21 protein-coding genes are annotated in these 26,935 nt (G+C 48.3%); 11 read left to right on the top strand and 10 right to left on the bottom strand.

The window, feature by feature from the left end:
- Positions 1–160: 160 nt before the first annotated feature.
- The 5 genes from ubiD to BMX44_RS05720 all read right to left on the bottom strand — a co-directional run bounded on the left by ubiD (position 161) and on the right by BMX44_RS05720 (position 5,779).
- Complete coding sequence (ubiD, locus tag BMX44_RS05700; RefSeq protein WP_090629265.1) at positions 161–1,624, bottom strand: 4-hydroxy-3-polyprenylbenzoate decarboxylase; 1,464 nt, start codon at positions 1,622–1,624, stop codon at positions 161–163.
- A gap of 8 nt (positions 1,625–1,632) precedes the next feature.
- Positions 1,633–2,496: a 4-hydroxybenzoate octaprenyltransferase gene (gene ubiA / locus BMX44_RS05705; RefSeq protein ID WP_090629268.1), complete on the bottom strand. Its 864-nt coding sequence runs from the start codon at positions 2,494–2,496 to the stop codon at positions 1,633–1,635.
- Positions 2,497–2,513: 17 nt separating this feature from the next.
- Positions 2,514–3,062 carry a chorismate--pyruvate lyase family protein gene (locus BMX44_RS05710; RefSeq protein ID WP_342708021.1) on the bottom strand — a complete coding sequence of 183 codons (549 nt, stop codon included), beginning with the start codon at positions 3,060–3,062 and terminating at the stop codon, positions 2,514–2,516.
- A gap of 191 nt (positions 3,063–3,253) precedes the next feature.
- Positions 3,254–5,341, bottom strand: coding sequence for an ATP-dependent DNA helicase RecG (recG, locus tag BMX44_RS05715; protein ID WP_090629272.1), 2,088 nt, complete (start codon positions 5,339–5,341; stop codon positions 3,254–3,256).
- 48 nt (positions 5,342–5,389) lie between these two features.
- A complete protein-coding gene (locus BMX44_RS05720; RefSeq protein WP_090629276.1) occupies positions 5,390–5,779 on the bottom strand; it encodes a Rid family detoxifying hydrolase in 390 nt (129 codons plus the stop codon).
- 221 nt (positions 5,780–6,000) lie between these two features.
- Here BMX44_RS05720 and murA point away from each other — a divergent pair, with 221 nt between their 5' ends.
- Positions 6,001–7,272, top strand: a complete 1,272-nt coding sequence (murA, locus tag BMX44_RS05725) for a UDP-N-acetylglucosamine 1-carboxyvinyltransferase (protein WP_090629280.1) — start codon at positions 6,001–6,003, stop codon at positions 7,270–7,272.
- 163 nt (positions 7,273–7,435) lie between these two features.
- Here murA and BMX44_RS05730 read toward each other — a convergent pair whose 3' ends face one another.
- A complete protein-coding gene (locus BMX44_RS05730; protein WP_090629285.1) occupies positions 7,436–8,047 on the bottom strand; it encodes a hypothetical protein in 612 nt (203 codons plus the stop codon).
- A gap of 289 nt (positions 8,048–8,336) precedes the next feature.
- On the opposite strand from BMX44_RS05730, the gene argH reads away from it, so the two are divergent.
- The 6 genes from argH to htpX all read left to right on the top strand — a co-directional run bounded on the left by argH (position 8,337) and on the right by htpX (position 15,236).
- Positions 8,337–9,746, top strand: a complete 1,410-nt coding sequence (argH, locus tag BMX44_RS05735) for an argininosuccinate lyase (RefSeq protein WP_090629289.1) — start codon at positions 8,337–8,339, stop codon at positions 9,744–9,746.
- 41 nt (positions 9,747–9,787) lie between these two features.
- Entirely contained in the window at positions 9,788–10,672 is an 885-nt protein-coding gene (locus BMX44_RS05740) for a fructosamine kinase family protein (RefSeq protein ID WP_090629293.1), read from the top strand.
- Positions 10,673–10,771: 99 nt separating this feature from the next.
- Positions 10,772–12,454, top strand: coding sequence for a CTP synthase (locus BMX44_RS05745; RefSeq protein WP_090629298.1), 1,683 nt, complete (start codon positions 10,772–10,774; stop codon positions 12,452–12,454).
- A 144-nt stretch (positions 12,455–12,598) separates the two neighbouring features.
- Positions 12,599–13,882, top strand: coding sequence for a phosphopyruvate hydratase (eno, locus tag BMX44_RS05750; protein WP_090629303.1), 1,284 nt, complete (start codon positions 12,599–12,601; stop codon positions 13,880–13,882).
- A 10-nt stretch (positions 13,883–13,892) separates the two neighbouring features.
- A complete protein-coding gene (gene ftsB, locus BMX44_RS05755) occupies positions 13,893–14,219 on the top strand; it encodes a cell division protein FtsB (protein WP_090629306.1) in 327 nt (108 codons plus the stop codon).
- A gap of 129 nt (positions 14,220–14,348) precedes the next feature.
- Positions 14,349–15,236, top strand: a complete 888-nt coding sequence (gene htpX / locus BMX44_RS05760; RefSeq protein WP_090629310.1) for a protease HtpX — start codon at positions 14,349–14,351, stop codon at positions 15,234–15,236.
- Positions 15,237–15,370: 134 nt separating this feature from the next.
- Here htpX and BMX44_RS05765 read toward each other — a convergent pair whose 3' ends face one another.
- On the bottom strand, positions 15,371–15,742 hold the full coding sequence (locus BMX44_RS05765; protein WP_090629315.1) for an exosortase system-associated protein, TIGR04073 family: 372 nt from the start codon (positions 15,740–15,742) through the stop codon (positions 15,371–15,373).
- 463 nt (positions 15,743–16,205) lie between these two features.
- Here BMX44_RS05765 and BMX44_RS05770 point away from each other — a divergent pair, with 463 nt between their 5' ends.
- Positions 16,206–16,805 carry a hypothetical protein gene (locus tag BMX44_RS05770; RefSeq protein WP_090629318.1) on the top strand — a complete coding sequence of 200 codons (600 nt, stop codon included), beginning with the start codon at positions 16,206–16,208 and terminating at the stop codon, positions 16,803–16,805.
- 67 nt (positions 16,806–16,872) lie between these two features.
- On the opposite strand, the gene BMX44_RS05775 is transcribed toward BMX44_RS05770, so the two are convergent.
- From BMX44_RS05775 to BMX44_RS05790, 3 genes are all read right to left on the bottom strand, one after another.
- Positions 16,873–17,922, bottom strand: a complete 1,050-nt coding sequence (locus BMX44_RS05775; protein ID WP_090629322.1) for a M14 family metallopeptidase — start codon at positions 17,920–17,922, stop codon at positions 16,873–16,875.
- A 160-nt stretch (positions 17,923–18,082) separates the two neighbouring features.
- Entirely contained in the window at positions 18,083–19,522 is a 1,440-nt protein-coding gene (locus tag BMX44_RS05780; RefSeq protein ID WP_090629325.1) for a glutamate-cysteine ligase family protein, read from the bottom strand.
- A gap of 338 nt (positions 19,523–19,860) precedes the next feature.
- Positions 19,861–20,640, bottom strand: a complete 780-nt coding sequence (locus BMX44_RS05790) for a TRAP transporter TatT component family protein (protein WP_090629334.1) — start codon at positions 20,638–20,640, stop codon at positions 19,861–19,863.
- A 713-nt stretch (positions 20,641–21,353) separates the two neighbouring features.
- Between BMX44_RS05790 and BMX44_RS05795 the strand changes: the two genes are divergently transcribed.
- From BMX44_RS05795 to BMX44_RS05805, 3 genes are all read left to right on the top strand, one after another.
- The gene (locus BMX44_RS05795) at positions 21,354–22,241 is read left to right on the top strand and encodes a transglycosylase SLT domain-containing protein (protein ID WP_245738845.1); all 888 of its coding nucleotides are present in this window, start codon (positions 21,354–21,356) and stop codon (positions 22,239–22,241) included.
- 202 nt (positions 22,242–22,443) lie between these two features.
- Positions 22,444–23,217: a DUF3750 domain-containing protein gene (locus tag BMX44_RS05800; RefSeq protein WP_245738846.1), complete on the top strand. Its 774-nt coding sequence runs from the start codon at positions 22,444–22,446 to the stop codon at positions 23,215–23,217.
- Positions 23,218–23,454: 237 nt separating this feature from the next.
- Positions 23,455–26,694 (top strand): DEAD/DEAH box helicase, encoded by a 3,240-nt coding sequence (locus tag BMX44_RS05805; protein ID WP_090629338.1) that lies wholly within the window; start codon positions 23,455–23,457, stop codon positions 26,692–26,694.
- Positions 26,695–26,935: the final 241 nt, after the last annotated feature.

The following is a 26,935-nucleotide window of genomic DNA, read 5'->3' on the forward strand; positions in this document are numbered from 1 at the left end:
GTTGATATGTTGTGTACGATTTCGATTAAAAATAGGCCAGGGATAAACGAGAATGCGACAACCCCTATAATTAATCAGCAGACTTGACCCTTTATCTTTGATTTATGCGATGCCAGACTTCCAGTTGATCAAATTGACTAAATTGGATCAATCAGACTGATTACAGCCCCAATTTCTCCCACATCGTATCCACCTTCTGCTTAACCGCCTCATCCATCACAATCGGCGTACCCCATTCGCGGTTGGTTTCGCCGGGCCATTTGTTGGTCGCATCAAGTCCCATTTTGCCGCCGAGACCGGAGATCGGGCTGGCGAAATCGAGGTAATCGATAGGGGTGTTTTCGACGATAAGCGTATCTCTGGCCGGATCGACACGGGTGGTGATGGCCCAGATGACTTCTTTCCAGTCGCGGATGTTAACGTCGTCATCGGTGACGATAATGAATTTGGTGTACATGAACTGGCGCAGGAAGCTCCAAATACCGAACATCACGCGCTTGCTGTGTCCGGCATATTGTTTCTTCATGCTGACCACCGCCATACGGTACGAGCAGCCTTCGGGCGGCAAATAGAAATCGGTGATTTCAGGAAATTGTTTTTGCAATAGCGGCACGAACACTTCGTTCAATGCCACCCCGAGAATCGCGGGCTCGTCGGGTGGCTTGCCCGTATAGGTAGAGTGGTATATCGGATCACGACGCAGAGTGATGCGTTCAATCGTGAGCACCGGAAAAGTTTCCTGCTCGTTATAATAGCCGGTATGGTCGCCGTACGGACCTTCGAGCGCGGTTTCATCGGGATAAATCACACCCTCGAGTACAATCTCGGCGCTTGCCGGCACTTGCAGGTCGCTACCAATGCATTTGATCACCTCGGTTTTGGAGCCACGCAGCAGTCCGGCAAACTGGTATTCGCTGAGGGTATCAGGTACGGGTGTTACCGCGCCGAGTATTGTCGCCGGATCAGCACCCAGCGCAACGGCAACAGGATAAGGCTGACCGGGGTTTTTCAGGCAGAATTCACGAAAATCGAGTGCGCCGCCGCGATGCGCGAGCCAGCGCATGATCACTTTATTGGGGGCAATCACTTGCTGGCGATAAATGCCTAGATTCTGTCGAGTTTTGCTGGGTCCACGTGTCACGGTCAACCCCCAGGTAATCAGCGGCGCAATATCACCCGGCCAGCAGGTTTGAATCGGTATTTTGCCAAGATCAACCTGATCGCCTTCCCAGACAATTTCCTGACACGGTGCGCTGCTTAACACTTTTGGTGCCATGTTCAATACCTGCTTAAGTACCGGCAATTTATCCCAGGCGTCTTTCAGTCCTTTCGGTGGATCGGGTTCTTTCAGATAAGCCAGCAGCTTGCCGACTTCACGCAACGCTTCAACCGACGTCTGCCCCATGCCCATCGCAACCCTTTTCGGTGTGCCGAACAGATTGCCGAGAACCGGCATGTCATGACCCTTGGGCCTCTCGAACAATACCGCAGGTCCTTCGGCTTTCAGGATGCGGTCGCAAATTTCGGTCATTTCGAGTTGCGGATCAACTTCTATTGGAATGCGTTTGAGCTCGCCGATGGTTTCGAGTTGTGCGATAAAATCACGCAGGTCTTTATATTTCATAGCATCGTTTACGGAATCAGAAAATCGAGCGCAATACCGATAAACACCGCCATGCCGACATAATTGTTATGCAGAAATGCTTTAAAACACAGTGCCCGATCGCGATTGCGAATCAGCGTATATTGATAACCCATCAAACTCACCGCCACCAGCAAACCAGCGTAATACGCCATGCCCATTGCTTGCAGTTGTCCGATATAAATCATGAGAACAATAAACAAGGCATGGCAAATCATCACGCCGGCCACATCAAAACGCCCGAAGGTAATCGCTGATGTCTGGATGCCGATTTTCAGATCATCGGGCTTGTCGACAATCGCATACGCGGTGTCATACGCAACCACCCAGAACAGGTTGGCCAGCATCAATAACCAGATAATAGCAGGCAGTGAATCGGTTTGCGCGGCAAACGCCATCGGAATGCCGAAGCTGAACGTAATACCGAGGTACGCCTGCGGCATAGCGAAGAACCGTTTTGTGAACGGATACGATGCTGCCAGAAACAGTGCGGGCACGGATAGCGCTATCGTCAGCAGATTAAGCGGCAGAATTAAAATAAAAGCAACCAGGCTTAAGCCCGCTGCCAACAGCAACGCTTCTTTCGAACTGACTTGCCCGGACGCCATCGGGCGGTGTTTAGTGCGCTCAACATGCGGATCTATCTTGCGATCGGCGAAATCATTCATCACGCAGCCGGCTGAGCGCATAAGAATGGTGCCGATGATAAAGATGAACAGAATATGCCAATCAGGAAAACCCTGCGCCGCAAACCATAACCCCCACAGCATCGGCCACAACAACAACAGAATGCCGATCGGCTTGTCCAGTCGCATCAGTCGCGCATAGAGGATAAAACGATTAGGTTGATTCATTAAGTCAGAAGCCATTACTATGTCAAATTCAGAATGTCGGGCAGGAACACCTCTGTCACCAAAATGGATCTGTCCTGTAATGTGAACCGCGAGCGCCTTGCCCAGAAGTGGGACGGATAGTCTGTCAGGCGTAAAACCGCACGGTCATACAAGAAGTGCCCGGCGCTGATTTTTTTAAATTCGAGCGGTGTACGCTTTACCCTGGGGTTGGTAAACAGCATGCTGGCTAACGGCCGGTTGCCCAGATTATTCAACGTACGCCACGCACCGCGCAAATCCTTGTGCGGCACAATCGAATGAGCAAAAACCACCGGCTTATCGCAACAATAAAGATACACTTCCCGTACCAGCGCCAACTCGTGGGGGCGCAGCTTCATTTTGATCCATTCATCCCCGTAGACGCGTGCGAGCTCCTGGAATACCGGCTCCACATAAAACTGAGCACAGCGTTCCTGTATGCGGCGCGTGAGCGAACCGCGGAACTGCAGCCAGTCACGTATTTCAGGAGAAGCGGTAGTTAATGCCGGAAGCCATGCCTGAGGATGCGCAGTGCTAATATTTGCCACGATAATCGATCAGTTGCCGCAAGCGGTATAAAGGTTCAAATGAAACAAAACGGGTTAGTTGGTAAGTGAATTTTATCTGTCCGGCCAGTCAAACGGATAGCTGTCGACAAGCCACGCATTATACAACAGTCTGCACAGGTACTGATAAAAGCTGCGCTCACTCGAAGCCACGCCACAATCTGATATCCAGTTCAGACACGCAAATACTCTGTTTTATCCCCCAACCAGCGCCGAATATGTCGTTGTGCCAGGTCAGGGTAATCGTTCAGCATTTCATCGGCCACGGACTGCGCGTCCGTCAATAACGCACCGTCCTGATCAAGATCAGCAAAACGCAGCATTGGCACACCACTCTGACGCGCCCCCAGAAACTCGCCCGGTCCGCGCAGGCGCAAATCCTGACGCGCAATTTCAAAGCCATCAGTGTGTTCAAAAATAATTTTCAGGCGTTCACGCGCAATTGACGACAGAGGTTGCTGGTACAACAAAATACACACGCTGGCATCAGCTCCCCGGCCTACGCGTCCACGCAGCTGATGCAATTGGGACAGCCCCATACGCTCGGCATTTTCAATTACCATCAGCGATGCATTTGGCACATCAACACCGACCTCTATTACAGTCGTTGCCACCAGTAATTGAATATCGCCCTGCTTAAACAGCGTCATCATGTTCGTCTTTTCCTGCGCAGTCAATCGCCCGTGCACCAGACCAACATTCAGATCCGTAAATATTCTGCACAAGGTTTCGCAAGTCTCCACCGCCGTCTGCAACTGCAATGTTTCGGATTCTTCAATTAACGGGCATACCCAGTAAACCTGCTTTCCCTGTCGACAGGCCTGTTGGATACGCGCAACAACCTCACTGCGCCGGTTGTCGGCGACCAGCTTGGTAATCACGGGAGATCTGCCCGGCGGCAGTTCATCAATAATCGACACATCAAGATCGGCGAAATAGCTCATAGACAGTGTACGCGGAATCGGTGTGGCGCTCATCATCAACTGATGCGGAAAGATCCCCGCATGTTGTTGCATGCCTTTCATACGCAGAGCCAGCCGCTGATGCACCCCAAACCGATGCTGTTCGTCAATGATGGCCAATCCCAACTGATAAAAACTGACTTGCTCCTGAAACAGCGCATGCGTACCTACCGCGAGCATGGCCGTTCCGGATTCGATGGCTGCCAAAGCTGATTGTCTGTCTTTTTTTTTCTGACCACTCGACAACCACCCTACCTGTATTCCCAAAGGTCTAAACCAGGCGGACAATTTCTGGAAATGCTGTTCGGCCAGAATCTCGGTCGGCGCCATTATTGCGGCCTGATAACCGTTTTCTATGGCCTGTAGCGCTGCGATTGCCGCCACAATCGTTTTACCGCTGCCGACATCACCCTGCAACAGTCGCTGCATTGGGTATTTTGACGTCAAATCGCGGCAGATCTCAGCGATCACTTTTTCCTGGGCCATTGTCAGACTGAAATCCATCTGTGCCAGAAAACGGATACGCAATCCATGGTCATGCTTCTGATCCAGCTGAGGTGCTGTGCGGCTGCGCCGCTGGCGGTAATGCAACCGCATCGAAAGCTGTTGCGCCAGCAATTCGTCGAATTTGACTCGTTGCCATGCCGGATGCTTGCGCGACTGGAGCAAATTGATCTGCGTATCAGGCGGCGGGTGATGCAAGGTGAAAACACTGTCTTTAAATCCCGGCAACCGGTATCGGCAAATGATTCCATCGGGAAGTGTTTCATCAAACAATCCAGGCTGCTTCGGATGGCGCAATATCTGATGAATCAGCCTTGCCAGCGTTTTTTGCGGCAATCCCGCGGTAACCGCGTAAACGGGCGTCATGGCTGTCGCTAACGGCTCGTGTTCCTTAACGATGCGGCATTTTGGATGCACCATTTCCGCACCAAAAAAACCTTGGCGGATTTCGCCGAGTAAACGCACTCTTTTACCAACGGCATACGCTTTGACCTGGCTGCCGTAAAAATTCAACAAACGCATGCACAGAGAGCCGCTACAATCCTCTATTCGGCAGACCAGCTGACGCCTTGGCTTCGCAACGATTTCGTTATGAACGATCACACCCTCTATCTGCACAACCATGCCGTGTGGTGCATGAGCGATAGGAAATACATGCGTTTCGTCTTCGTAACGGATCGGCAAATGCAGCGCCAGATCCATTTCGTTGTTAATACCCAGCCTCGTCAGCTTTTCCTGCACCTTCGAACTGACTGCCAGCGCAGCCGCATCCGACACGGAAGCATCGCTATCCATATTTGGTTTTTAGCCAGAAAGCGGCAGCCTGAGCGTGGTGCGTCTGCATTATGCGCCGATCACCATGACACCATCCATTTCAACCAGTGCGCCGCGCGGCAGCGCCTTGACACCAATGGCTGCTCGTGCCGGATAAGGCTGCTCGAAATAAGTAGCCATAATTTCATTCACCAGAGAAAAGTGTTCCAGGTCAGTCAAAAAAATATTCAATTTGACAATATCGCTCAGGCTGCCACCGCTGGCTGAAGCGACCGCTTTCAGATTTAGAAAGACCTGTTGTATCTGCGCTTCGATACCGTTGACCATCTGCATAGTTGCCGCATCCAGCCCGATCTGCCCCGACAGATAAACCGTCGCTCCACCACTGATTTTTACCGCCTGCGAATAGGTTCCTATCGCCTCTGGCGCCTGCGATGTTTGAATCACTTCTTTGCTCATTGCCATCTCCTGTTGCTTGAAAATATGCGAGTATAATTGATTGACGCCAGCTTTCCATCATCAAAACGCGCGCACCTGCAAATGACTGCCTCTACCCGGTTGCTGAACGTTATTTCATGTAAAACCACTCGCACGTACGAATCCGGCTGAAAGACATGCATTGACAGGAGCCTGCTCGGATATAATGAGATTTTTCAGTCGACGCGCACTAAACCGTTTTCATGCATGAATCAAAACCCAAACTAATCATTCAGGGCGGCAATCCGCTTCGTGGGGAAATCCGCATTTCAGGCGCCAAAAATGCCGCTTTACCATTGCTTTGCGCTGCGTTGCTGACGGAAGATACCGTCCGAATCAGCAACGTGCCCCGGTTGATGGATATCACAACCATGCTATCGCTACTCAAACAGATCGGGGTTAACGTAGAATGCACCGAATCATCGGAATTTGTCTTGTGCGCGACAAACCTTACACAGCTGACAGCGCCTTATGACATGGTAAAAACAATGCGCGCTGCCATACTGGTATTAGGGCCGCTGCTCGCTCGTGCTGGTGAAGCGTATATATCCCTGCCCGGCGGCTGCGCTATTGGCCTGAGGCCAGTCGATCAGCATATCAAAGGACTGGAAGCCATGGGCGCCAGAATCTCCATAGAACATGGCTACATTCACGCCGTAGCCAGGCAGCTGCACGGTGCCCGGATTGTGATGGACATTGTAACAGTAACAGGTACGGAGAATCTGATGATGGCCGCAACACTCGCGCATGGCACCACAGTGATTGAAAACGCCGCGCGCGAACCGGAGATAGTTGATCTGGCCAACTGCCTGACTGCCATGGGCGCCAGAATTCACGGTGCGGGCAGCGACGTTATTACAGTTGAGGGAGTACCAGCGTTGCGGGGCGCAGAACATGCTGTCATGCCCGATCGCATCGAAACAGGCACATTTCTGGCAGCGGCCTGCGCAACCAGTGGCAATATCCGTCTAACAGAAACGGATCCGCAACAGCTGGATGCCGTACTGGACAAGCTGACAGAATGCGGCGCCAGAATCGATACCGGAAGCCGCTGGATTCACTTGGAAATGCAGCACAGACCCCAATCAATCACACTGAGAACTGCTCCATATCCAGCCTTTCCAACCGACATGCAGGCCCAGTTCATGTCATTGAACTGCATCGCTGAAGGCACTGCGATCATCACCGAAACCATCTTTGAAAACCGTCTGATGCATGTTCAGGAGTTAAAGCGCATGAATGCAGATATACGGGTTGAAGGCAATACGGCTATCGTTCGCGGCAAATCAAGGCTCGACGGAGCCCATGTAATGGCGACCGATTTACGCGCATCGGCCAGCCTGGTTATCGCAGGGCTTGTTGCACGTGGCGAAACAGTCATTGACCGTATTTATCATCTTGACCGGGGTTATGAATCAATCGAGGAAAAACTCTCGCTACTGGGTGCCAGCATTCGGCGTTCAACTGCTCCATGACATATTTCAAGTGGATATTGCCGGAATTCAGGCACAAAAAAACCCCTGCTTAAGACAGGGGCAAGACAATCTCACAATTCATTGAGGCAAAACTGCAAAACTGCGCATTCACTGATTACACGGCCTGCCGTTTGCCCAAGTTACCTTATCCAGAGTCTGCCAATCAGCTGATTTTACCCTGATTGTAGCTGATGACGAGAACGGCGACACGTTTGTTAAAATCAGAGATCGGTGCTATCAACAGTTTCTTGCCATCGACATCAGATTTAATGGTTATACTGTGCACGTTAATTACATCTTTGGAATACAGCTCGCTGCCTTTTACATCTTCAAGGCGCTTGTCGGTAGATACCAGCAATTCGCCATCTTCACTGATCAGTACGATACGATCCGCATCAATCTGCTTGACAATATCGTTAAGATACAGCCCGATCTGGTCAATATTGTTACGGATCAGCTCGCTGCGCACCGCCCACGCCAGTACCTGTCCAAACCGTTCTTCTTCTTCTTTATACTGCTTGTCAGCATGTTCACGCGCCTGCTGGGTAATCAGTGTACGTTCCTTTTCAAGCATTTTGTTCATATCCGATTCGATTTTGCTGACAGCAATCAATTTCCAGGCAAAAACGAAGATAATGATACCCACCAATACAAAAGCATATTTCATGGGCAATTGCTTCTGTGGAAGTTTTTCCAGCACTTCAAACCGTTGACCCAGCATTGAAAAAAATGTCGTTGCTTTAGATTGAAATGATTCATTATTCTGATCCGTCATCAATAGCTCCTTGTTTAGGTGACAGGTAAAAAAAATCCAATTATCCACTAATCCAATCTGAAGTGAAAGCGGATGATTTCAAAATTTAAATTCAGGACAACTTCAATATGAACAAGTGTTACACCAATGTTTTACAAAGGTTCGGCCGCCGTCCGGCGTCGAAAATCCTGCAACCGGAGTATAGCAAATAACACCCGGTGCATTTTGATTTATAATTTAAAACTGAAGCCAGTCATCAAGAATACAACACTTGACATAATAACGATTTACTCAAAAGGAAACATACGTCTTGGCTGATAACAACGACAGCGACACAAAAAAATGGTCCGGCAGATTCGAAGAGCCCGTCTCGGCACTGGTAGAGCGTTATACCGCCTCGATAGGTTTTGATCACCGACTGGCCGCATACGATATACAGGGCTCTCTGGCGCATGCCCGAATGCTGTCCGCCCAGGGCATCATTACGCAAGATGATTTATCGGCCATAGAGCAGGGACTGAAACAAGTCAGCGACGAAATACATGATGGCCGTCTCGAATGGTCATTGCAACTGGAAGATGTGCATCTGAATATCGAAAAGCGGCTGACCGAATTAATCGGGGATGCCGGAAAACGTCTTCACACTGGCCGCTCTAGAAACGACCAGGTGGCCACGGATATCAGGCTTTACTTGCGCGCATCCATTGACGAAATCAGTCAACTGACGCGTTCTTTGCAATGGTCCATCGTCAATCTCGCCGAGAACCATGCAGCCACGGTGATGCCTGGATTTACGCATTTACAGGTTGCCCAACCGGTTACATTCGGCCACCACCTGATGGCCTATTTCGAAATGTTCAAGCGTGATGTCACACGATTATCCGACTGCAGAAAGCGCGTCAATCAATCGCCTCTGGGCGCTGCCGCGCTGGCAGGAACAAGCTATCCGATTGATCGCAGACACGTAGCGCAGTCGCTGTCGTTTGACGGCATCTGCGAAAACTCGCTGGACGCGGTATCAGACAGAGATTTTGCCATTGAATTCTGCGCCTGTGCCGCATTGATGATGACGCATCTGTCGCGTTTCTCGGAAGAACTGATTTTGTGGATGAGCCCCGCAGTCGGGTTTGTCTCGTTGGCAGACCGGTTTTGTACCGGTTCATCCATCATGCCACAAAAAAAGAATCCCGACGTGCCCGAACTGGTGCGCGGCAAAACCGGCCGTATCAACGGTCACCTGATTGCATTGCTGACCCTGATGAAAGCACAGCCACTGGCTTACAACAAGGACAACCAGGAAGACAAAGAACCGCTGTTTGATACTGTCGACACCTTGATCGATACACTACGCATATACGCCGATATGCTTTCAGGCATTCGGGTGAACCCGGAGGCTATGCGTAAAGCCGCAATGCAGGGTTTCTCTACAGCGACCGATCTTGCGGACTATCTGGTAAAAAAAGGTATACCATTTCGCGATGCGCATGAGATTGTCGCCCGTTCCGTTCGTTATGCCGAACACAAAATGTGTGATCTGAGTGATCTGACAATCTCCGATCTGCAGCAGTTTTCTTCAGCTATTGAAGACGATGTATTTGCCGTGCTGACCCTGCAGGGATCGCTGAACAGCCGCAACCATCCTGGGGGCACTGCGCCCGAACAGGTACGTGCGGCCATTGTTCGCGCAAAAGACTGGTTATCGGGGGAAAAGCGCGATTAAACTTCGGACCAACATCTTCCAACAGCTTTCCTGATCAAACCATGAATGACTGGCCTGATATTGCAAAACACATCACCGACACAATACAGCATGCTTTTACACCAGAAAAAATCACCGCAATCGGGGGCGGTTGTATCAATCAGAGTTTCTGCGTTGCCGACGACAAACGGCGCTTTTTTGTCAAAACCAATCATGCTGATGGACTGTCCATGTTCGAAGCCGAGGCTGCAGGGCTCGATGAAATCAGCCAATCCGACACCCTGCGCGTTCCGCAACCGGTTTGCTGGGGCAAAAACGCGCATACCGCCTGGCTGGTACTTGAATATCTCGAGTTGAAGCATCGCGGCAACGGTGACAATCAAGCATTGGGGGTTAAGCTCGCCGCCATGCACCGCATTCAACGACGCCAGTTTGGCTGGGTTCGTAACAACACCATTGGCAGCACTCCCCAGATCAACACTCAGGATTCGGATTGGCTATCGTTCTGGCGGACTCACCGGCTTGGTTATCAGCTCAATCTTGCCAAAAAAAACGGATATCACGGCAAACTGCAAAAGCTCGGAGAGCGTTTGCTGGCGGACTGCGAGCATCTTTTCAGCAATTATACGCCCACTCCTTCGTTGCTCCATGGCGACTTGTGGAGTGGCAATTTTTCCCATGACATTACCGGTTTCCCCGTTGTGTTTGATCCCGCCGTATACTATGGTGACCGTGAAACCGATATCGCCATGACTGAATTGTTTGGTGGCTTTTCTGATCATTTTTATTCTGCTTATCGGCATGAATATCCGCTGGAAATTGGGTATAATAACCGTAGGGTTTTTTATAATCTTTATCATATCCTGAATCACTTGAACTTGTTTGGCAGTAGCTATCGCCATCAGGCTGAACAAATGATGGATTATTTACTTGCTGAGATTCGCTGACAAATCATGATACCCCAGACTATTGGTCGTGCACATGTCCAATCGAAATAAACACATTTATTGTATTCATATTCAGATTTCAAATAATATCCGCGCCCGATGACCAAATACGTTTTTGTAACGGGCGGCGTTGTATCATCACTGGGCAAAGGTATTGCCGCAGCATCACTTGCCGCCCTGCTGGAAACACGGGGAATCAGGGTAACCATGCTTAAACTGGATCCGTATATCAACGTTGATCCCGGCACCATGAGCCCATTTCAACACGGCGAGGTATTTGTTACCGAAGATGGTGCAGAAACCGATCTTGATCTCGGTCATTATGAGCGCTTCATCAGCACCAAAATGACCCGCCACAACAACTTCACCACAGGTCAGATCTACGAAAGCGTTATCCGCAAGGAAAGGCGTGGTGATTATCTGGGAGGGACCGTCCAGGTGATTCCGCACATCACCGACGAAATCAAGCGGTATATTCAAGCAGGTGTTGGCGATGCCGACGTCGCCATCATCGAAATCGGCGGCACTGTCGGCGATATCGAATCGCTGCCGTTTCTTGAAGCTATCCGTCAAATGGCCACGCAATTGCGCACTGATGACACCTGTTTTATTCATCTGACCCTGCTGCCCTACATTGGTTCGGCAGGTGAGTTGAAAACCAAACCAACACAACACTCTGTCAAGGAATTACGCGAGATAGGCATACAACCAGATGTATTGCTCTGCCGCTCGGACCGTGAAGTACCCAAGGAAGAACGCCGCAAGATCGCATTATTCACAAATGTCAAGGAACAGGCGGTCATCTCTGCCGTTGATGTCGACAGTATTTATAAAATTCCGGCTTTATTGCACGAGCAAATGCTCGATGAAATCATTTGCCATAAACTTGACATACTCGCCAAACCTGCAGATCTTAGCGTCTGGAAAAAACTGGTTCATGCGCTTGAACACCCTGCTTATATCGTAACAATTGCACTGGTCGGCAAGTATGTTGATCTCACCGAATCGTACAAATCGTTATCAGAAGCGCTGGTTCATGCCGGCATCCATACATGCTGCAAAATCAACATCAGTTATGTTGACTCGGAACAAATCGAAAAGGAAGGTATCGACTGTCTGAGAGATGTGCATGCCATTCTGGTACCGGGAGGCTTTGGCAAGCGCGGCGTGGAGGGTAAAATACAGGCCATCAACTACGCACGTATCAACCGTATTCCATATCTGGGTATTTGCCTGGGCATGCAACTTGCGGTTGTAGAATATGCGCGTAACAAAACCGGTATGAAAGGAGCCCACAGCACCGAATTTAATCCGGACACACCTTATCCCGTGATCGCACTGATTACCGAGTGGCGTAATCGCGACGGACGGCTAGAGACACGCGACGAGAATTCGGATATCGGTGGCAGTATGCGTCTGGGTGGACAGGAATGCATGCTGAAAAAGAACACACTTGCCCGGGAAACCTACGAAGCGGATCAAATCATTGAGCGACACCGACACCGCTATGAAGTCAACAGCGACTATTTATCCGAACTGGAACAAACCGGATTATGTGTCAGCGGCGTTTCACGCGAAGAGAATCTGTGCGAAATTATTGAATTGTCCAGAACCGAACATCCCTGGTTTCTCGGCTGCCAGTTTCACCCTGAATTTACGTCTACCCCCAAAACGGGGCATCCGCTGTTCAAATCCTTTATCAAAGCGGCCATTGACTATTCCAGGCATCAACAATCTTCCGGAGGAACGCAAATCAAACAGGTTGCGTCTACAAAAACATGATACCGGCACCGTCTGTTTGACAACATGCAACACAGACTATGGAAACCACATGAAAAAAATAATAATTTCACCAAACAGTCACTTGAAATTATTAGTATTACATTAACAATATAGCCAATCAGATAACACAGGGAAAACGTAAGCATGAGTGCAATAGTAGAAGTCATCGCCCGCGAAATTCTGGATTCTCGCGGTAATCCAACCATAGAAGCAGATGTTCTGCTTGAATCAGGCGTTCTGGGACGCGCCTCGGTTCCGTCCGGAGCATCGGTTGGCACCCGAGAAGCCGTTGAGCTCAGGGACGGCGATGAACAGCGTTATCTTGGCAAGGGCGTTCTCAAAGCAGTTGAAAATATCAACACCGAGGTGTCGGAAACACTGATCGGCCTGGATGCGGTAGACCAGAGCTTTATTGATCAGGCGTTGATCGACCTGGACGGGTCTGACAATAAATCACGTATCGGCGCCAACGCTTTGCTGGCTGTTTCGCTGGCAGTGGCCAAAGCTGCTGCGGACGAATCCGGACTTCCCTTGTACCGCTATTTGGGTGGCGCAGGACTGATGTCGATGCCGGTCCCGCTGATGAATCTCGTCAACGGCGGAGCACACGCTAACAACAATATCGATATGCAGGAATTTATGATCGTCCCGTTTGGGATTGATAACTTTCGCGATGCCATACGCTGCGGCGCTGAAGTTTTTCATGCACTGAAAAAACTGCTGAATGAAAAACAGATGCCGACCACAGTAGGCGACGAAGGTGGTTTCGCCCCGAATCTGAACACTAACGAAGAGGCACTACAGCTGATTGTCAACGCCATTGATCTGGCCGGATACCAGCCTGGCACCGACGTCGCGATCGGCGTAGACTGTGCGAGTTCTGAATTTTTTTCCGATGGAAAATACCATCTTGCATCCGATGGACTAAGCCTCACTTCGTCACAGTTCGCAGACTATCTTGCCGCTTGGGTAGATAAATATCCCATTATCAGCATTGAAGACGGCATGAGCGAGCATGACTGGGACGGCTGGGAGTTGCTTACCAGCAGACTTGGCAAAGCCGTTCAACTGGTTGGGGATGACATATTTGTAACCAATGCTAAAATTCTACAGGAAGGGATTCTGCGCAATATAGCCAATTCCATTCTGATAAAAGTTAATCAGATCGGCACGCTCACTGAAACCCTCGCAGCCATTGAAATGGCCAAATGTGCAGGCTATACTGCTGTCATATCGCACCGCTCTGGTGAAACCGAAGATACAACAATCGCTGATATCGCGGTTGCAACCAATGCACTGCAAATCAAAACCGGTTCGCTGTCGCGTTCAGACCGGCTGGCGAAATACAATCAGTTACTGCGTATTGAGGAAGATTTGGGTGATACCGTTAGATATGCCGGCCGCCGAGCCTTTTACCAACTAAAGTAATTATCAAACCATGAAATATCTGGCCGCCGCTCTTTTGTCTTTGATTATCATGCTGCAATATCCACTGTGGTTTGGCAAAGCCGGCTGGCTTAATGTGCAACAGCTCAAACAGAATGTAGCTGCTGCACATGACAGAAATATTGAACTGCAAGATCGCAATGCAATACTTTATGCTGAAATCAATGATCTCAAACAGGGGACCGATGCAATTGAAGAACGTGCACGCAGCGATCTCGGCATGGTCAAAGAAAATGAAGTTTTTTTTCAAATCATCGAGAGCAGCCCGTCAACCACAGTGCCACCTACCAATTTTGCACATATTAATCGCGCACAATAAAACAATCCTGTCGGCCAACAACCTACCCGGTTTCCAGTTCACATAGCCGTTACTTGAAAACTCTCAATAAATCCGCATATTGTTTAGCGCAATATACATTATGATTTGATTTTAATTCGGAGTAATTGAATGAAAAGAATTTTTCTTTTTCTCGCTACAAACCTGGCAATCATTGTTGTTTTGAGCATTACATTACGTCTGCTTGGGTTTGAAAGGATACTGGATGAGCAGGGAGTCGGCCTGGACATGAACTCCCTGTTATTGTTTGCTGCTGTATTTGGTTTTGGCGGCTCATTTATATCACTTGCCATGTCCAAATGGACAGCCAAACGACTTACAGGCGCCCAAGTCATTGAAGTGCCTCGCAATGCACAAGAACACTGGCTAATCACTACCGTACAACAACAGGCAAAAGCAGCAGGTATAGGTATGCCGGAAGTTGCCATTTATCACGCACCGGATATCAACGCTTTTGCTACCGGGATGTCAAAAAACGATGCGCTGGTTGCCGTCAGTACCGGCTTGCTGAACAGCATGAGTCAGGATGAGGCCGAGGCGGTGCTTGCCCATGAAGTCAGTCATGTCGCCAATGGCGATATGGTTACACTTGCGCTTATTCAAGGCGTTGTCAACACATTTGTTATTTTCATTTCACGCGTTATAGGACATACAGTTGACCGGGTGATCTTTAAAACCGAGCATGGGCATGGACCGGCATTTTGGATCACCGCCATTATTGCTGAAATAATTCTGGGCATTCTGGCAACAATTATTGTCATGTGGTTCAGCCGTCAGCGAGAATACCGCGCAGATGCAGGTGGCGCCAGTCTTGCCGGCCGGGAAAAAATGATTGCTGCCTTGCAACGTCTGCAGATGACTGCGAAACAGCCGCACCTGCCGGATCAGCTTGCTGCATTTGGAATTGCAGGCGGGCTCGGCTCAGGACTCAAAAGTCTGTTCATGTCACATCCACCCCTTGAAGACAGAATTGCTGCATTGCGCGAATCGCGCTATTAAATACATTCTCGACCACAGTCGATAAATACGCGACAGCCACAGGAAACACCGTATTGTCTGAATGATAATATGACGTTTCCTGCTGTCTGGAACTCGAAACCACGCCGCAATCTTGCAGTCGTGCGACTTACTTGTTAGTAAGAGGATTCTACTGAGAAATCCTGCCAAACAAAAGTTGGTTGTATCGAAGGAGGGGTTGGAATAAGAAATGTTGCCACATCAAACACGCCAATCACGGTACGTGCAACCGTGTGCATGATCCCGGATACCAGACCAATAGTCATCCCATGCACAACTGAATCTCTTTGTGTTCTCAAAATAATATTTTTTGGCAGTTCAACGAATCCCGTTGCCGTATTGGCTATACCGGTCACAAATTTTTCACTCGTCGTACCGATATAACCCTGTCCATAACCCAGACCATAGCCATAGCTGCTGGTTGCAACCGCCTGAGATGACACCAGATAAAGCAACAGCATCCAAAACAGTTTGGTCATTTTTTTCATCAGGAACTCCTTATGTCAAAGTAAATATAAAAACGTTCAATGAGATGATTATTTCCCGGCAGTGTAACCGCATCAGACACTGAGAGACAATTGTCTTATAACGGCAAATTCTTATGAATATTCAACTTGCTGTTTCCTCCATTGTACCAGTCAAATATGACCCTGTTTAAAAGCCACAATCTTTGAAGAATTAAAACCACGGTTACAATGACTCGCAGTATAAAAAATGCCGCAACCGCTGGAAATCCAGAATATCAGAACATCTTCGATTGTCTTTATCGTCAGAATCTAAAGATATTTTCTGCGCTTACAGCGTTAATTTTGTTTTGGAATCCATTCGGTTTAACGGGTAGCGCCAGGTCAAAACACGGTTTTAGTTGCCCGAAGAAATAGGACAATTAAATTCAAGCGTTCGCATGCCGTTCTTGCAAGACAGTATCCGAATGATCGAGAGGAAATAATTATGTACCGGCTTGCATTAATCACCATTCTTTTTATGTTTACACTGCCCGTCCAGGCCTCGCTAAACAAATGTAAGGACGATGAAGGTCGATTTCACTATTACACTCACATTAAACCACCAGAATGTCAGGACAAAGCAACTGTCGAAATGAACAAACGTGGTGTCGTAATTCGAACGCATACTGTCGAGCGCAACACAGAGCCAGAAACCGACCCGGTACAGCAGGCAGCTATCGAACAGAAGCGCCTCGAGAAAGAAAGGCGTGATGCGGTCTTGCTCAATACCTATACCAGCGAAGAAGAAATAGACTGGGCGCTAGACAGGAATATACATCCAATTGAACTGGCAATTGCAGGTATTGAGAAACGTCTGGAAATCGCCACAGAACAATTAAAAAATCTGCTGAAACAAGCTAATGAAGCCAAACAATCCGGAAACACGGCACTGTCATCGATCCAGAAAGATATACTACCTGTCAGACGTTATGTCGTGCAGCTACAGGATGAGTTGAAAAAAAACCATGAGCGTATCGACGAGCTTAGAGAAAAATTTGATACCGACAGAAAACGGTTCCGGACGCTGAAGCAGCAGCAACTCTGAATCAAACCATCTGAATACAGGAACCAGAAACAACGGGCTTTGGGAATTCAAAGCGGCCGGCTTTGAACTATTCGCCGGCTGCGGCCACCTGTTCAGGTAGTGTCAAACGTTCCATCAGATAGCACAGGCAATCCTGATGGATTACCTGAATATTGCGCGTCAACATAGATGGCATGACCGGCCGGCTGATTCTGAGCGTATCACCATCCAGATGGAAATATCGATCGGATACTTCCCGGTCCCGTTCGTCCGCCGTTCTTAACACAAGTTCACTCTGATTCTTTTGCCATCCAATCAGTGTATTGTGTGGTAATTCCCTGAAGTTCAAATGATCAATGTTGTCAATCAAACGCAAATCCGGTTCGTCTTCTTGAAACCCTACAGTTTTGCCTGGTGCGATACGTACCACTGCAACCGTATGGAACAATTCAATATCATTCCTGGAAACTTCGTGTGTGGGTATTTCAGCCAGATTCATACAGGCTGTCAGATACTCTATGGCGTGCGCCTCTCCAAGCGGGTTGTCTGGTTGCCCGCATTCCAGCGTGACTGAAGGCACATGCCTGGAAAATGCCAGGGACAAAACCCCCTGCGGGCGTGTAAAGTATATTACCGTTCGACTAAACAGAACGGCCAGGTGCAAAAATGGTGTTTCCAACCTGTTCACACAGGCATAGTGCGGATTCAGGCCTGTATTATTGTGCACATCGACGCTGGCAAACAAACCTTCCGCAGTCGTCGTTTCATAGACCTGATGGGCCATGCGATATTCGGGCATACTGCTGATAGTATTCGATAAATGGTCGGTATCAAACAGCCAGATACGATTGAAATCAGGTTGATGCTCCAGGTGTCTTTGACGAAAACGGGCCGCCTCGATATTTCCTATAAACAGTGACAGCGCTCGCGGCAATTCCCTGTTCTGAAAGCGGTACAGGATATCGCGAATTGCATTCCAGCCGACAGGTTCGTTGCCGTGTAATAATACCGAAATGAAAATTGGCGGCGTACGCCTCCCCGGCAACTGGAATAAGGTTGGTCCGTCCAGCTGCTTATATAGCTCATGAGCCTGCAGACTCAGTAAGCCTTCGGGTATGTCCTGCCGTATCGTTAACATTGTTATTTTTCTGCTGATACGCCATGAGTATCAGCAACTTTTTAATGATAGCTACTATTAACTGTAAAGCGTTACTGGCATGCCAGGTCCTATTGAAAAGCGTAATATTTTTCAATCAAGGATCTTGACAGGCCGGCAACATCGAATAATTGAAAGCTGTTTAAACTGGCCACTCGTGCACCGGCATTCCGCTTTGCTGCAGTTTTGCATATACAGCCGTCATTGCCTGCATATCGTAATGGTGGCTGGCGGCATAGCGATGTTGCCAATTGGTGCCTGTCTGTTTGCTTTTTACGCGCTGTTCAATAATGTCCAGATAATATTGAATATCCTGTTTGTTGATATCGAGTTGCTCCAGACCGGAACGCGCCAATGGTAACAGCTGCTCCAATATGAGCGTTTGCGCATCGATCTGCTTATCGCCGAACCAGTACAAATCCGCCAATAATCCAAGACGCGCCGCCCGATAAAAGTTTTGCCGGGCATGATTAAACAACAATTCAAGCTCGGGAGGCTGCTGTTGGTCAATCAGGCTTTTTACAGCGCCAGCGAAAAGCGCTGCATTGGCCACAATGTCGACAACACTGGGTCCTGCCGAGATGACGCGGTGTTCGATTCGCAAGTGCGGCTCTCCCTGCTCATCAAAACCGACCAATGGACGGTTCCAGCGCCAGATGGTTCCGTTATGCAATCGTAAATGTGACATTTTTTCCGGTGGATCCTCAAACAAAACCGGCAGAATGGCAGGAAAATGTTCAAAATTCTCCTGAAAACACTCCATCAAAGAATTTCTGGCATAGCCGGTACCAAAAAAAACACGTTTTAAATCACCTTCGACATCGACACGCTGCCCATGCCCACCAACAGACACTGCCTGTTCAAATAAAGGAATCCGCGTCTCCTCCCAAAGGCGTTTTCCAAACAGAAACGGCGCGTTTCCGGTTGCTGCAACCATGGGTCCGGATAAAATAATGGCTGCATTGTAATATCGCGTTGCATGGCTCAATGGCACCTGCAAATGCAACTGAAAGGAAGTTGCGGCAGCCTCCAGCATGACGTCATCATGTTGCAGGCGAAGAAGTTCGTCGCCTTTAATATTAATATGCAACGGTCGACCCTGTCGCAACCGCAATACCTGTTCATTCAAGGCGCGATAGCGCGGTGAATTGGACATATTTTTCAATGACAGATCTGTCTCCCTGACTGTTGGCAGAATACCAATAGCCAGCATGTCCGAACCAAGTATTTGGGCTTGCTTGCGGCACAAATCAAAAATCTGATCCAGATTATGCTGCATTTCACTGAACACATTCCCACTCAAATGCTGCGGCAGACTGTTTAATTCAACATTAAAACTGGCCAGTTCCGGTACGACAAGAGGATGATTCAGCATCTTCAGAAACTGTTCGTTGACCGGTGCAGGCATAGTGTCTTCATCGATCAGCCAGGTCTCGAGTTCATACCCGAACATTCTCTGCTCATGAGCGAATCTCTGTTGCGAAAACCATTTACCCATGATGTTCGTCTCGCGTTCCAACTGTGCGTCAAACAATTTCAGGTCTTCAAAGTTGAAATGGTCTGATGGTATTTCGTTACCCATAATTACTTGCCACCCATTCACCAAGAACTAATGATCAATGCATCATTACAAAGCAGAATTCGTTGCATATCTGCGCTATTCAGAACGTTAAACCTGCCACTGCTGTAACAGTCGATCAAAATACACAATCTTCTTGATATATTCCATTTTCGACGAAAGTCGAGATTAACAAAAGAAAAGGAAGCTGTCTGTCCGTCATCATACAACTTTCGATACAGCTTTGTCGAAATCGGAAAAATAATTTTTTCTGATTGGTTGAAGCTGCCCGCCACATTCATCACGCGCAGTCAATGTATCACCTATACGACTGCCGTGTTTCTGAAATCGATATTCGGGAGTTATACGCCTGCTTTTTCTGAAAGATGCCGGGCGATATCAATAAACCGTCTGTATCTGAAGCTATTTTCTGTTTCAACGTGAAATTCCAGAATATACCTCGCATGACGATAAGCTTCCTGTCTTTTCCCCAGTTCAAACAACAGTTCTGCATAAAAGGCATGGGCGATTATATCGTTTGGAAATAGCTTGAGCGCACGCTTGAGATGGAATAGCGACTTTTCTTTATTGCCAAAACTGATCGGAAATCGTGGCAGCTTATGATACATGCGTCCCAGCGCCTTGTGTGCGCCTGCATAATCGTACTGTTCGTCCAGTTCTATAACGCGCAAAAACAACTTTTCCATCGGGCGCATAAGCCGCAGCGCATTTAATATGCCGCTTTCTTCGCTTAGTTTACCCATTGCCACGGCTTTCCAGTATATCGCCACAACCTCATCCGAATGGATAGCGAGTGCGCGATCAGCAATCTCCATACAACTTTTGTAAAGCTCAATTCGTTTATTGCGCCCCTTTTCTACCTCGGCATTGGCGCATTGTAATCGCGCAAGCTCAGCGATTACCTCTGGAGCCTGTGTCGTCTGGGCCAGTTGTTTTATCCATGCGATCGTTGCCAATAGTGCAGACCGGTCAATTGCGTTTCGCTGAACCGCGCGATCGATTTTCTGTTGATAGGTATCCGGCAAATATTCACTTGCAGCACGCGCAAAACCGGCATGGGTAATGCCGCCCATAACTACCAGCAATGAATAATTAAGAAAAAGAGTTTGCCAGCGCCACATATTGGTCACCACTAAAAAATTGCAGCATCAACCACATGATCCAAATCACGGAAAAAGCGTTTCGCGCGCATTTGAATCTTCCAAATTTCAGCGGATTATTCGGCTAAACCCACGGTTCGTCAAGCGGAAAATCAAGGGTATTTAACGTGCAATTCCGGTTTTCGACAATAATTTAACAGAAACACAGAAATATCCTATATTTCAGATAATTGGATAACATTCACAAATTGGCTTCAGACAGCCTGCTGTAATCAAATAACCACAATACTATCGATGAAATTAATTCCGTCTGATAAAATTCATTGTTGAGCCAAAACAAGCGCAGTAAAGGATGTTGATACGATGCTGATACGTTACGTGTTGTTGTCGATAATTTTTACACTCATTACTCTTTTCCAACAGTAACTGGCAACAATTAACTGACAAATAATAGCTTTTTTATATGGCATAATTCTTGCTTCTAATCTATAAAGAATAAAAATAACGCTAAGAACATATAAATTTATCTGTGTTTTTTCTGTGCGACGGCGCAAATGTCAACAGACAATTATCGTAAACATCGCCCGCATATCGTGCAGCATAAAAGTTGTCTGCACCATCTTGAAACGACGGCGGCACAGCCGGTTCCTGTCTGATTCAGCCAGGAAAATATGCGCCAACACGGCCAATACGCCGCACAACTTAATTCTGTAAAAGGCAAACAATTAAAAATTATGCATTTACACAAACTGATACTACTTATAATGATTACCGGCGGGTTCGCGTTATGGGGAACTGCAAACGCTAATAATGTTCCACCGGTTTTAAAAAAACATCTGTCAAAAGAACCGATTAACAAAGCCAAAGTTCTGGTTGCGATGGCAAAACAGCATGAGCATGCGGAAGGCGTGCCTCGTAATTATAACCGTGCGATGGAACTATACTGCAAAGCTGCCGAGCAGGGTTATGACGAAGCCTTGTATTCGTTGGGATGGATGTATGCCAATGGACGCGGTGTCAGCCGGAATGACAGCATCGCCGTACAGCTATTCATCCTGGCTGCCGAAAAGGGACATTCGCATGCCAATACGATGGTCCGCTACCTGGATACAGACCAGGAAGCGGAATTGCCTGACTGCCTGCAATCAATAGCGAATAGCAGCACGGTCGACTATTCAGACAAGCCTTTTTTCGATCTTGTCCAGAAACTGGCTCCCGAATACAACCTGGATCCCAATCTGGTCATGGCCATCATAGCTGTTGAATCCGCATTTAACGAACAGGCGGTCTCGCACAAAAATGCACAGGGTCTGATGCAACTCATTCCGGCAACAGCCGAGCGCTTTGCAGTTAAGAACATATTTGATGCCGAAGAAAACATCAGGGGAGGCATGGCGTATCTACGCTGGTTGCTTGCTTTCTTTAAAGGTGATGTCACATTAGCCGTTGCCGCCTATAATGCCGGAGAAGGTGCGGTTGAAAAATACCAGGGCATTCCGCCTTTTCCAGAAACACAAGACTATGTCAAAAAAATACAGGCGCAATATGCAAAATTGACACATCCCTATGAAGCCGACATTGTTCACAGGCACGCTGTCATAGCCCTGTCCGAATACAAATAAGCCTTTGAAAACGTCCAGACCGTCTATAACCATACAATTTCAATTATATGGCTACACCCTGACAGACCGGACTTTATTCAGCAAATTATGTTCTCAGCCCGGAACCAGCGGAACTTCTATCCGCCAAGCGTGATCAACTATGGCATGAATTGGATACTACGTACCTACAAAACATTCTCACATCCCATTTGGTCTGACAATAATGCGCCGTTTCCAGTTTGACAATCGATGGCTCATTGCCGCGGCATTTTCCGTTCTAATGTGTGTAATGGTCGTTTCATACGACGCCAGGGGAAACTGGCGCACAGCCAGCCGCGCTTCTATCGGCATCGCACCTGATCCGGTTTCAATACGCGAAGCGGTGGTACAGGTTTATGGTGCGCGCGCTTATAGCTGGCGCGGGTATTTTGGCATTCATACCTGGATTGCCGTCAAGCCTACCAATGCCGAATCGTTCACGATCTACGAAGTATTGGGTTGGCGTCAACGCAGACAATTACCGGTCCTGGCCATTTATGATCAGCAACCGGACCGACGCTGGTTTGGCAACGCTCCCGAAATTTTTGCCGACAAGCGCGGGGATGGCGTAGATGCGCTGATCGAACGTATTGAGCAGGCAGTCGAGAGCTACCCTTACACACGGCAATATACGTTATGGCCGGGCCCGAATTCCAACACGTTCACCGCCTGGATTGCGCGCGCCGTACCCGAACTGGAACTGAGTTTACCAGCGACAGCCATCGGAAAAGATTATCTGGGATACCGTTTGTTTGCCACACCACCGAGCGGCAGCGGTTTTCAATTTTCGCTTTTTGGGTTACTGGGTTTTATAATCAGCAGTATAGAAGGCGTCGAGCTTAATTTTCTGGGGTTGACTTTCGGTATCAATTTCGACCCATTTGCAGTCAAGCTGCCTATTGTTGGAGACATCCAGTTGCCATCCCAGCACACCATCGACATGCCAGAAATGAGCTGAAGCAATCCATGCACCGTATCGAACGGCTGCCAGCTTACAGTACTCAGCATGAAAGTGATGCCTTTCATACAAAACTGGTGCGAGCACATCGTTTTTTCATAATCTGCTGACAGTCATCATCGCTAATTTTTCACAACGCGAATTCTGTTTCCGGTTAAATTCAGGCTGACATATTGCAGAATTACGCTATCATTTTCCGAATATATTTTGAAAAATTGACACTACCAGGTTTTTGATTTGAAGAACTTCCAGACAGTACCGGTCACAGATATTCAGGACATTTTCGGCAAGAAAAACTACATACGCGGTCAGCACTATTTTCTCCAGAACAGAGTCGTTGACCTGCATATATCCACAGAAACCGCAAACACGCTGATACTCAATTCATGCGTCATCGGCAGCGCTAATCAGCGCTATAACCAGGTCATTGCCCTCAATAAGGCTGGATTTTTTTTACAGATTAACGGGCAATGCAGCTGCCCTGTAGGTTATAACTGCAAGCATGTTGTCGCCGCATACCTGGCCTTCAAACAAACGAAGCCGCAACACAAAAATGAAACGGACAAGGCATATATCAACTGGTTAACCAGTTTTGACGAAAACATAGAAAAAACCGATACATCACAAGAAATCATAGTCTGCGTGCTTCGCAAACATGACGTCAACACAGAGTTCTCATTGTCGCTGCAGTCGACACGCGAAAAAAAACAAGGCGGTTTAACGGTTGGCAGGCACATTGCGCACACCAATATACGCTATGGGTATTTCTCCAGCCGACAATACACACCGGAAGAACAGGAATTCTTCCGGCTCGTTGCAGGTCTGGACAGCAACCACCAGGACAACGCTCTGATTACCGGTGCTTTGGGTCATCTTGTTTTAAAAAGGGCTCTGCAAAATGGCCGTCTATTCTGGAATTCGCATCAGCATGCGTCATTGCGCGAAGGTGAGCCAAGGCCGCTGCAAATAACATGGCACGCACACAAGGATAACACTTACAGGCTCGATATCACTGTGGCCAACCGATCAATTCTGCTACCGACAGAACCGCCGTTATATCTCGACCTGCAAAATTTGATTATGGGAACAGTGGATTGCGCGAACCTGACGCACCGACAGTATCAAAAAATCCTGACCGCTCCGCCAGTGCCGGCTGAACATGTAGATGACTTCAGTCTGCGTCTGCTGACGGAGCATCCGGAATTGCCGGTGCCACCACCCAGGCCGGTTGAACTGATCGAATTGAGTGGATTATCGCCACGCCCTCGACTGAGTCTGTTGGGCCAGCAACTCGATAACGAGCGATATATCCACCTGCTCAAGCTGTGCTTTAAATATGGTGACCATACGATCTCTGCATTTCACGACAAAGCGGTGAGCATCGTTAAGACAAACCAGGGTTTCTTCAGAATTAGCCGGGATCAAGACCTAGAACACTGTGCCGTCCAGACACTACTTGAATTTGGCTTTCGTCGCTTTGAGCTTAATACACAGCAAGATTTGTTTTTTTACAGTCCGGCAGAAAACAGCGTCATGGACAGCGCCGTTCGCTGGTCGCATTTTATCGATCACCAGGTGCCGTTATTGACGGAACAGGGATGGCTAATCGAAACCGATGACAGCTTTCAGCTACAGTTCCAGCGACCGCAAAACTGGGATGCTGAAATTGAACAAAGCGGCAATGACTGGTTCAGAATGCACTTCAACATCACTCTCAACAATCAGTCATTGCCACTGCTGCCGTTGATCATGCCGGTACTGGAAAGCTACGATCGCAATCACTTACCCGAATTGCTGAGCATTCCATTAGGAGAGCATCAATATGTCAATATTGCTGCAGAGCAGTTAAGACCTTTTCTGGACACCCTGTACGAATTGTATGACAGCGCACATTTCGACGGTAATGGTGCCCGCATTTCCCGCTACAACGCGGCCATACTGGCAGATCTGGAGCATCGCAGTTATGGTTTGTTCAGTATAACAGGCGGCAGGGAACTGATTGAAACAGGCAAGAAGCTAAGAAATTTTCAAGGAATAGCCAATGTATCACCACCAGCTGCCTTGCACACCCGGTTAAGGGAATATCAGCAAAAAGGATTAAGCTGGCTGCAGTTTCTACGTGAATACCGCTTTGGCGGCATTCTGGCTGACGACATGGGACTCGGAAAAACCGTGCAAACCCTGGCGCACCTGCTGCTGGAAAAAGAATCCGGCCGCATGGACAAGCCATGCCTGATCGTAGCACCCACCAGTTTAATGAGCAACTGGCGCCGCGAAGCAGAACGCTTTACGCCTGATCTGACCGTACTGATATTGCAGGGCAGCGACCGCAAGCAACATTTTGACAGAATCACACAATTCGACCTGATATTGACCACCTACCCGCTGTTGTACAGAGACGAACAACATTTGCTGGCAAACGCATACTACTATCTGATTCTGGATGAAGCGCAGACCATCAAAAACCCGAAAGCCCGTGCGGCGCACGTAGCCCGCTGTATTAATACACAACATCGTTTGTGCCTGACCGGAACTCCAATGGAAAATCATCTGGGCGAACTCTGGGCACAGTACGATTTTTTGATGCCGGATTTTCTGGGTGATCAGGCCTGGTTTAAAAAAATATATCGCACACCGATTGAAATGCACGGCGACATCGAAATGAAAGAACGGCTTTCCAGACGCCTGGAGCCCTTCATGTTACGCCGCGCCAAACGCGATGTTGCAGATGAACTGCCGGAAAAAACGGAAATTATCCGTTCCGTTGCGCTACAAGAAAAACAGGCCGCCTTATACGAAAGCATTCGTGTCAGTATGGAAAAGCGAGTGCGTGACGCTATTGCCGAAAAAGGTCTGGCGCGCAGTCATATAACTATTCTTGACGCATTGCTGAAGCTACGGCAGACCTGTTGCGACCCCAGAACGTTGCGGCTGAAAGAAGCGCAGAAATTCAAGCACTCCGCCAAGCTCGACCTGTTGATGGAAATGTTGCCGGAATTACTTGAGGAAGAAAGGCGCATTCTGATCTTTTCGCAATTTACCCGCATGCTGGGACTGATCGAAGCCGAATTAAATCGTCGAGAAATAGGTTACAGCAAACTGACCGGGCAAACACGCCGTCGCGACGAAGCAATCGAGCTATTCAAAAGCGGCCAGGTGAATGTATTTCTGATCAGTCTGAAAGCGGGTGGCGTCGGACTCAATCTTACTGAAGCCGACACAGTCATCATTTACGACCCATGGTGGAACCCGGCGGTAGAAAACCAGGCCGCAGACCGCGCCCACCGCATTGGCCAGGATAAAGCGGTATTTGTATACAAACTGATTACGGAAAATACCGTCGAGGAAAAAATTCTGGAAATGCAACAAAGAAAACGTCTGCTGGCCGAAAGTGTCTACCAAAGCGGCAAAAAAGAGAAAGCCCTGCAGCTGTCAGCCGAGGATCTGACAGAATTGTTCAAGCCGCTGGCAGATTAATGGTTCAACAAGCAACCCTGAATCTACCCTTGCCTGTACAGCCACCCCAAGGTTCGGCGGCTTTGCCGTGGCATTACTGGCTGTATTTTGACCCACCCAAATCTCCCGATTGAAAAAGCACTGAAACCAAATCGGCAGTCTGCGCTTTGACCGTAATGGTTAAGCGTGTTTCTTGTATAATGACCCTACAATAAAAACAAGAAAATATCGGAACATGCTGAACGCATGGTTGCGTTTTAAC

It is taken from the genome of Nitrosomonas marina, assembly GCF_900110145.1.
GTDB lineage: Bacteria > Pseudomonadota > Gammaproteobacteria > Burkholderiales > Nitrosomonadaceae > Nitrosomonas > Nitrosomonas marina.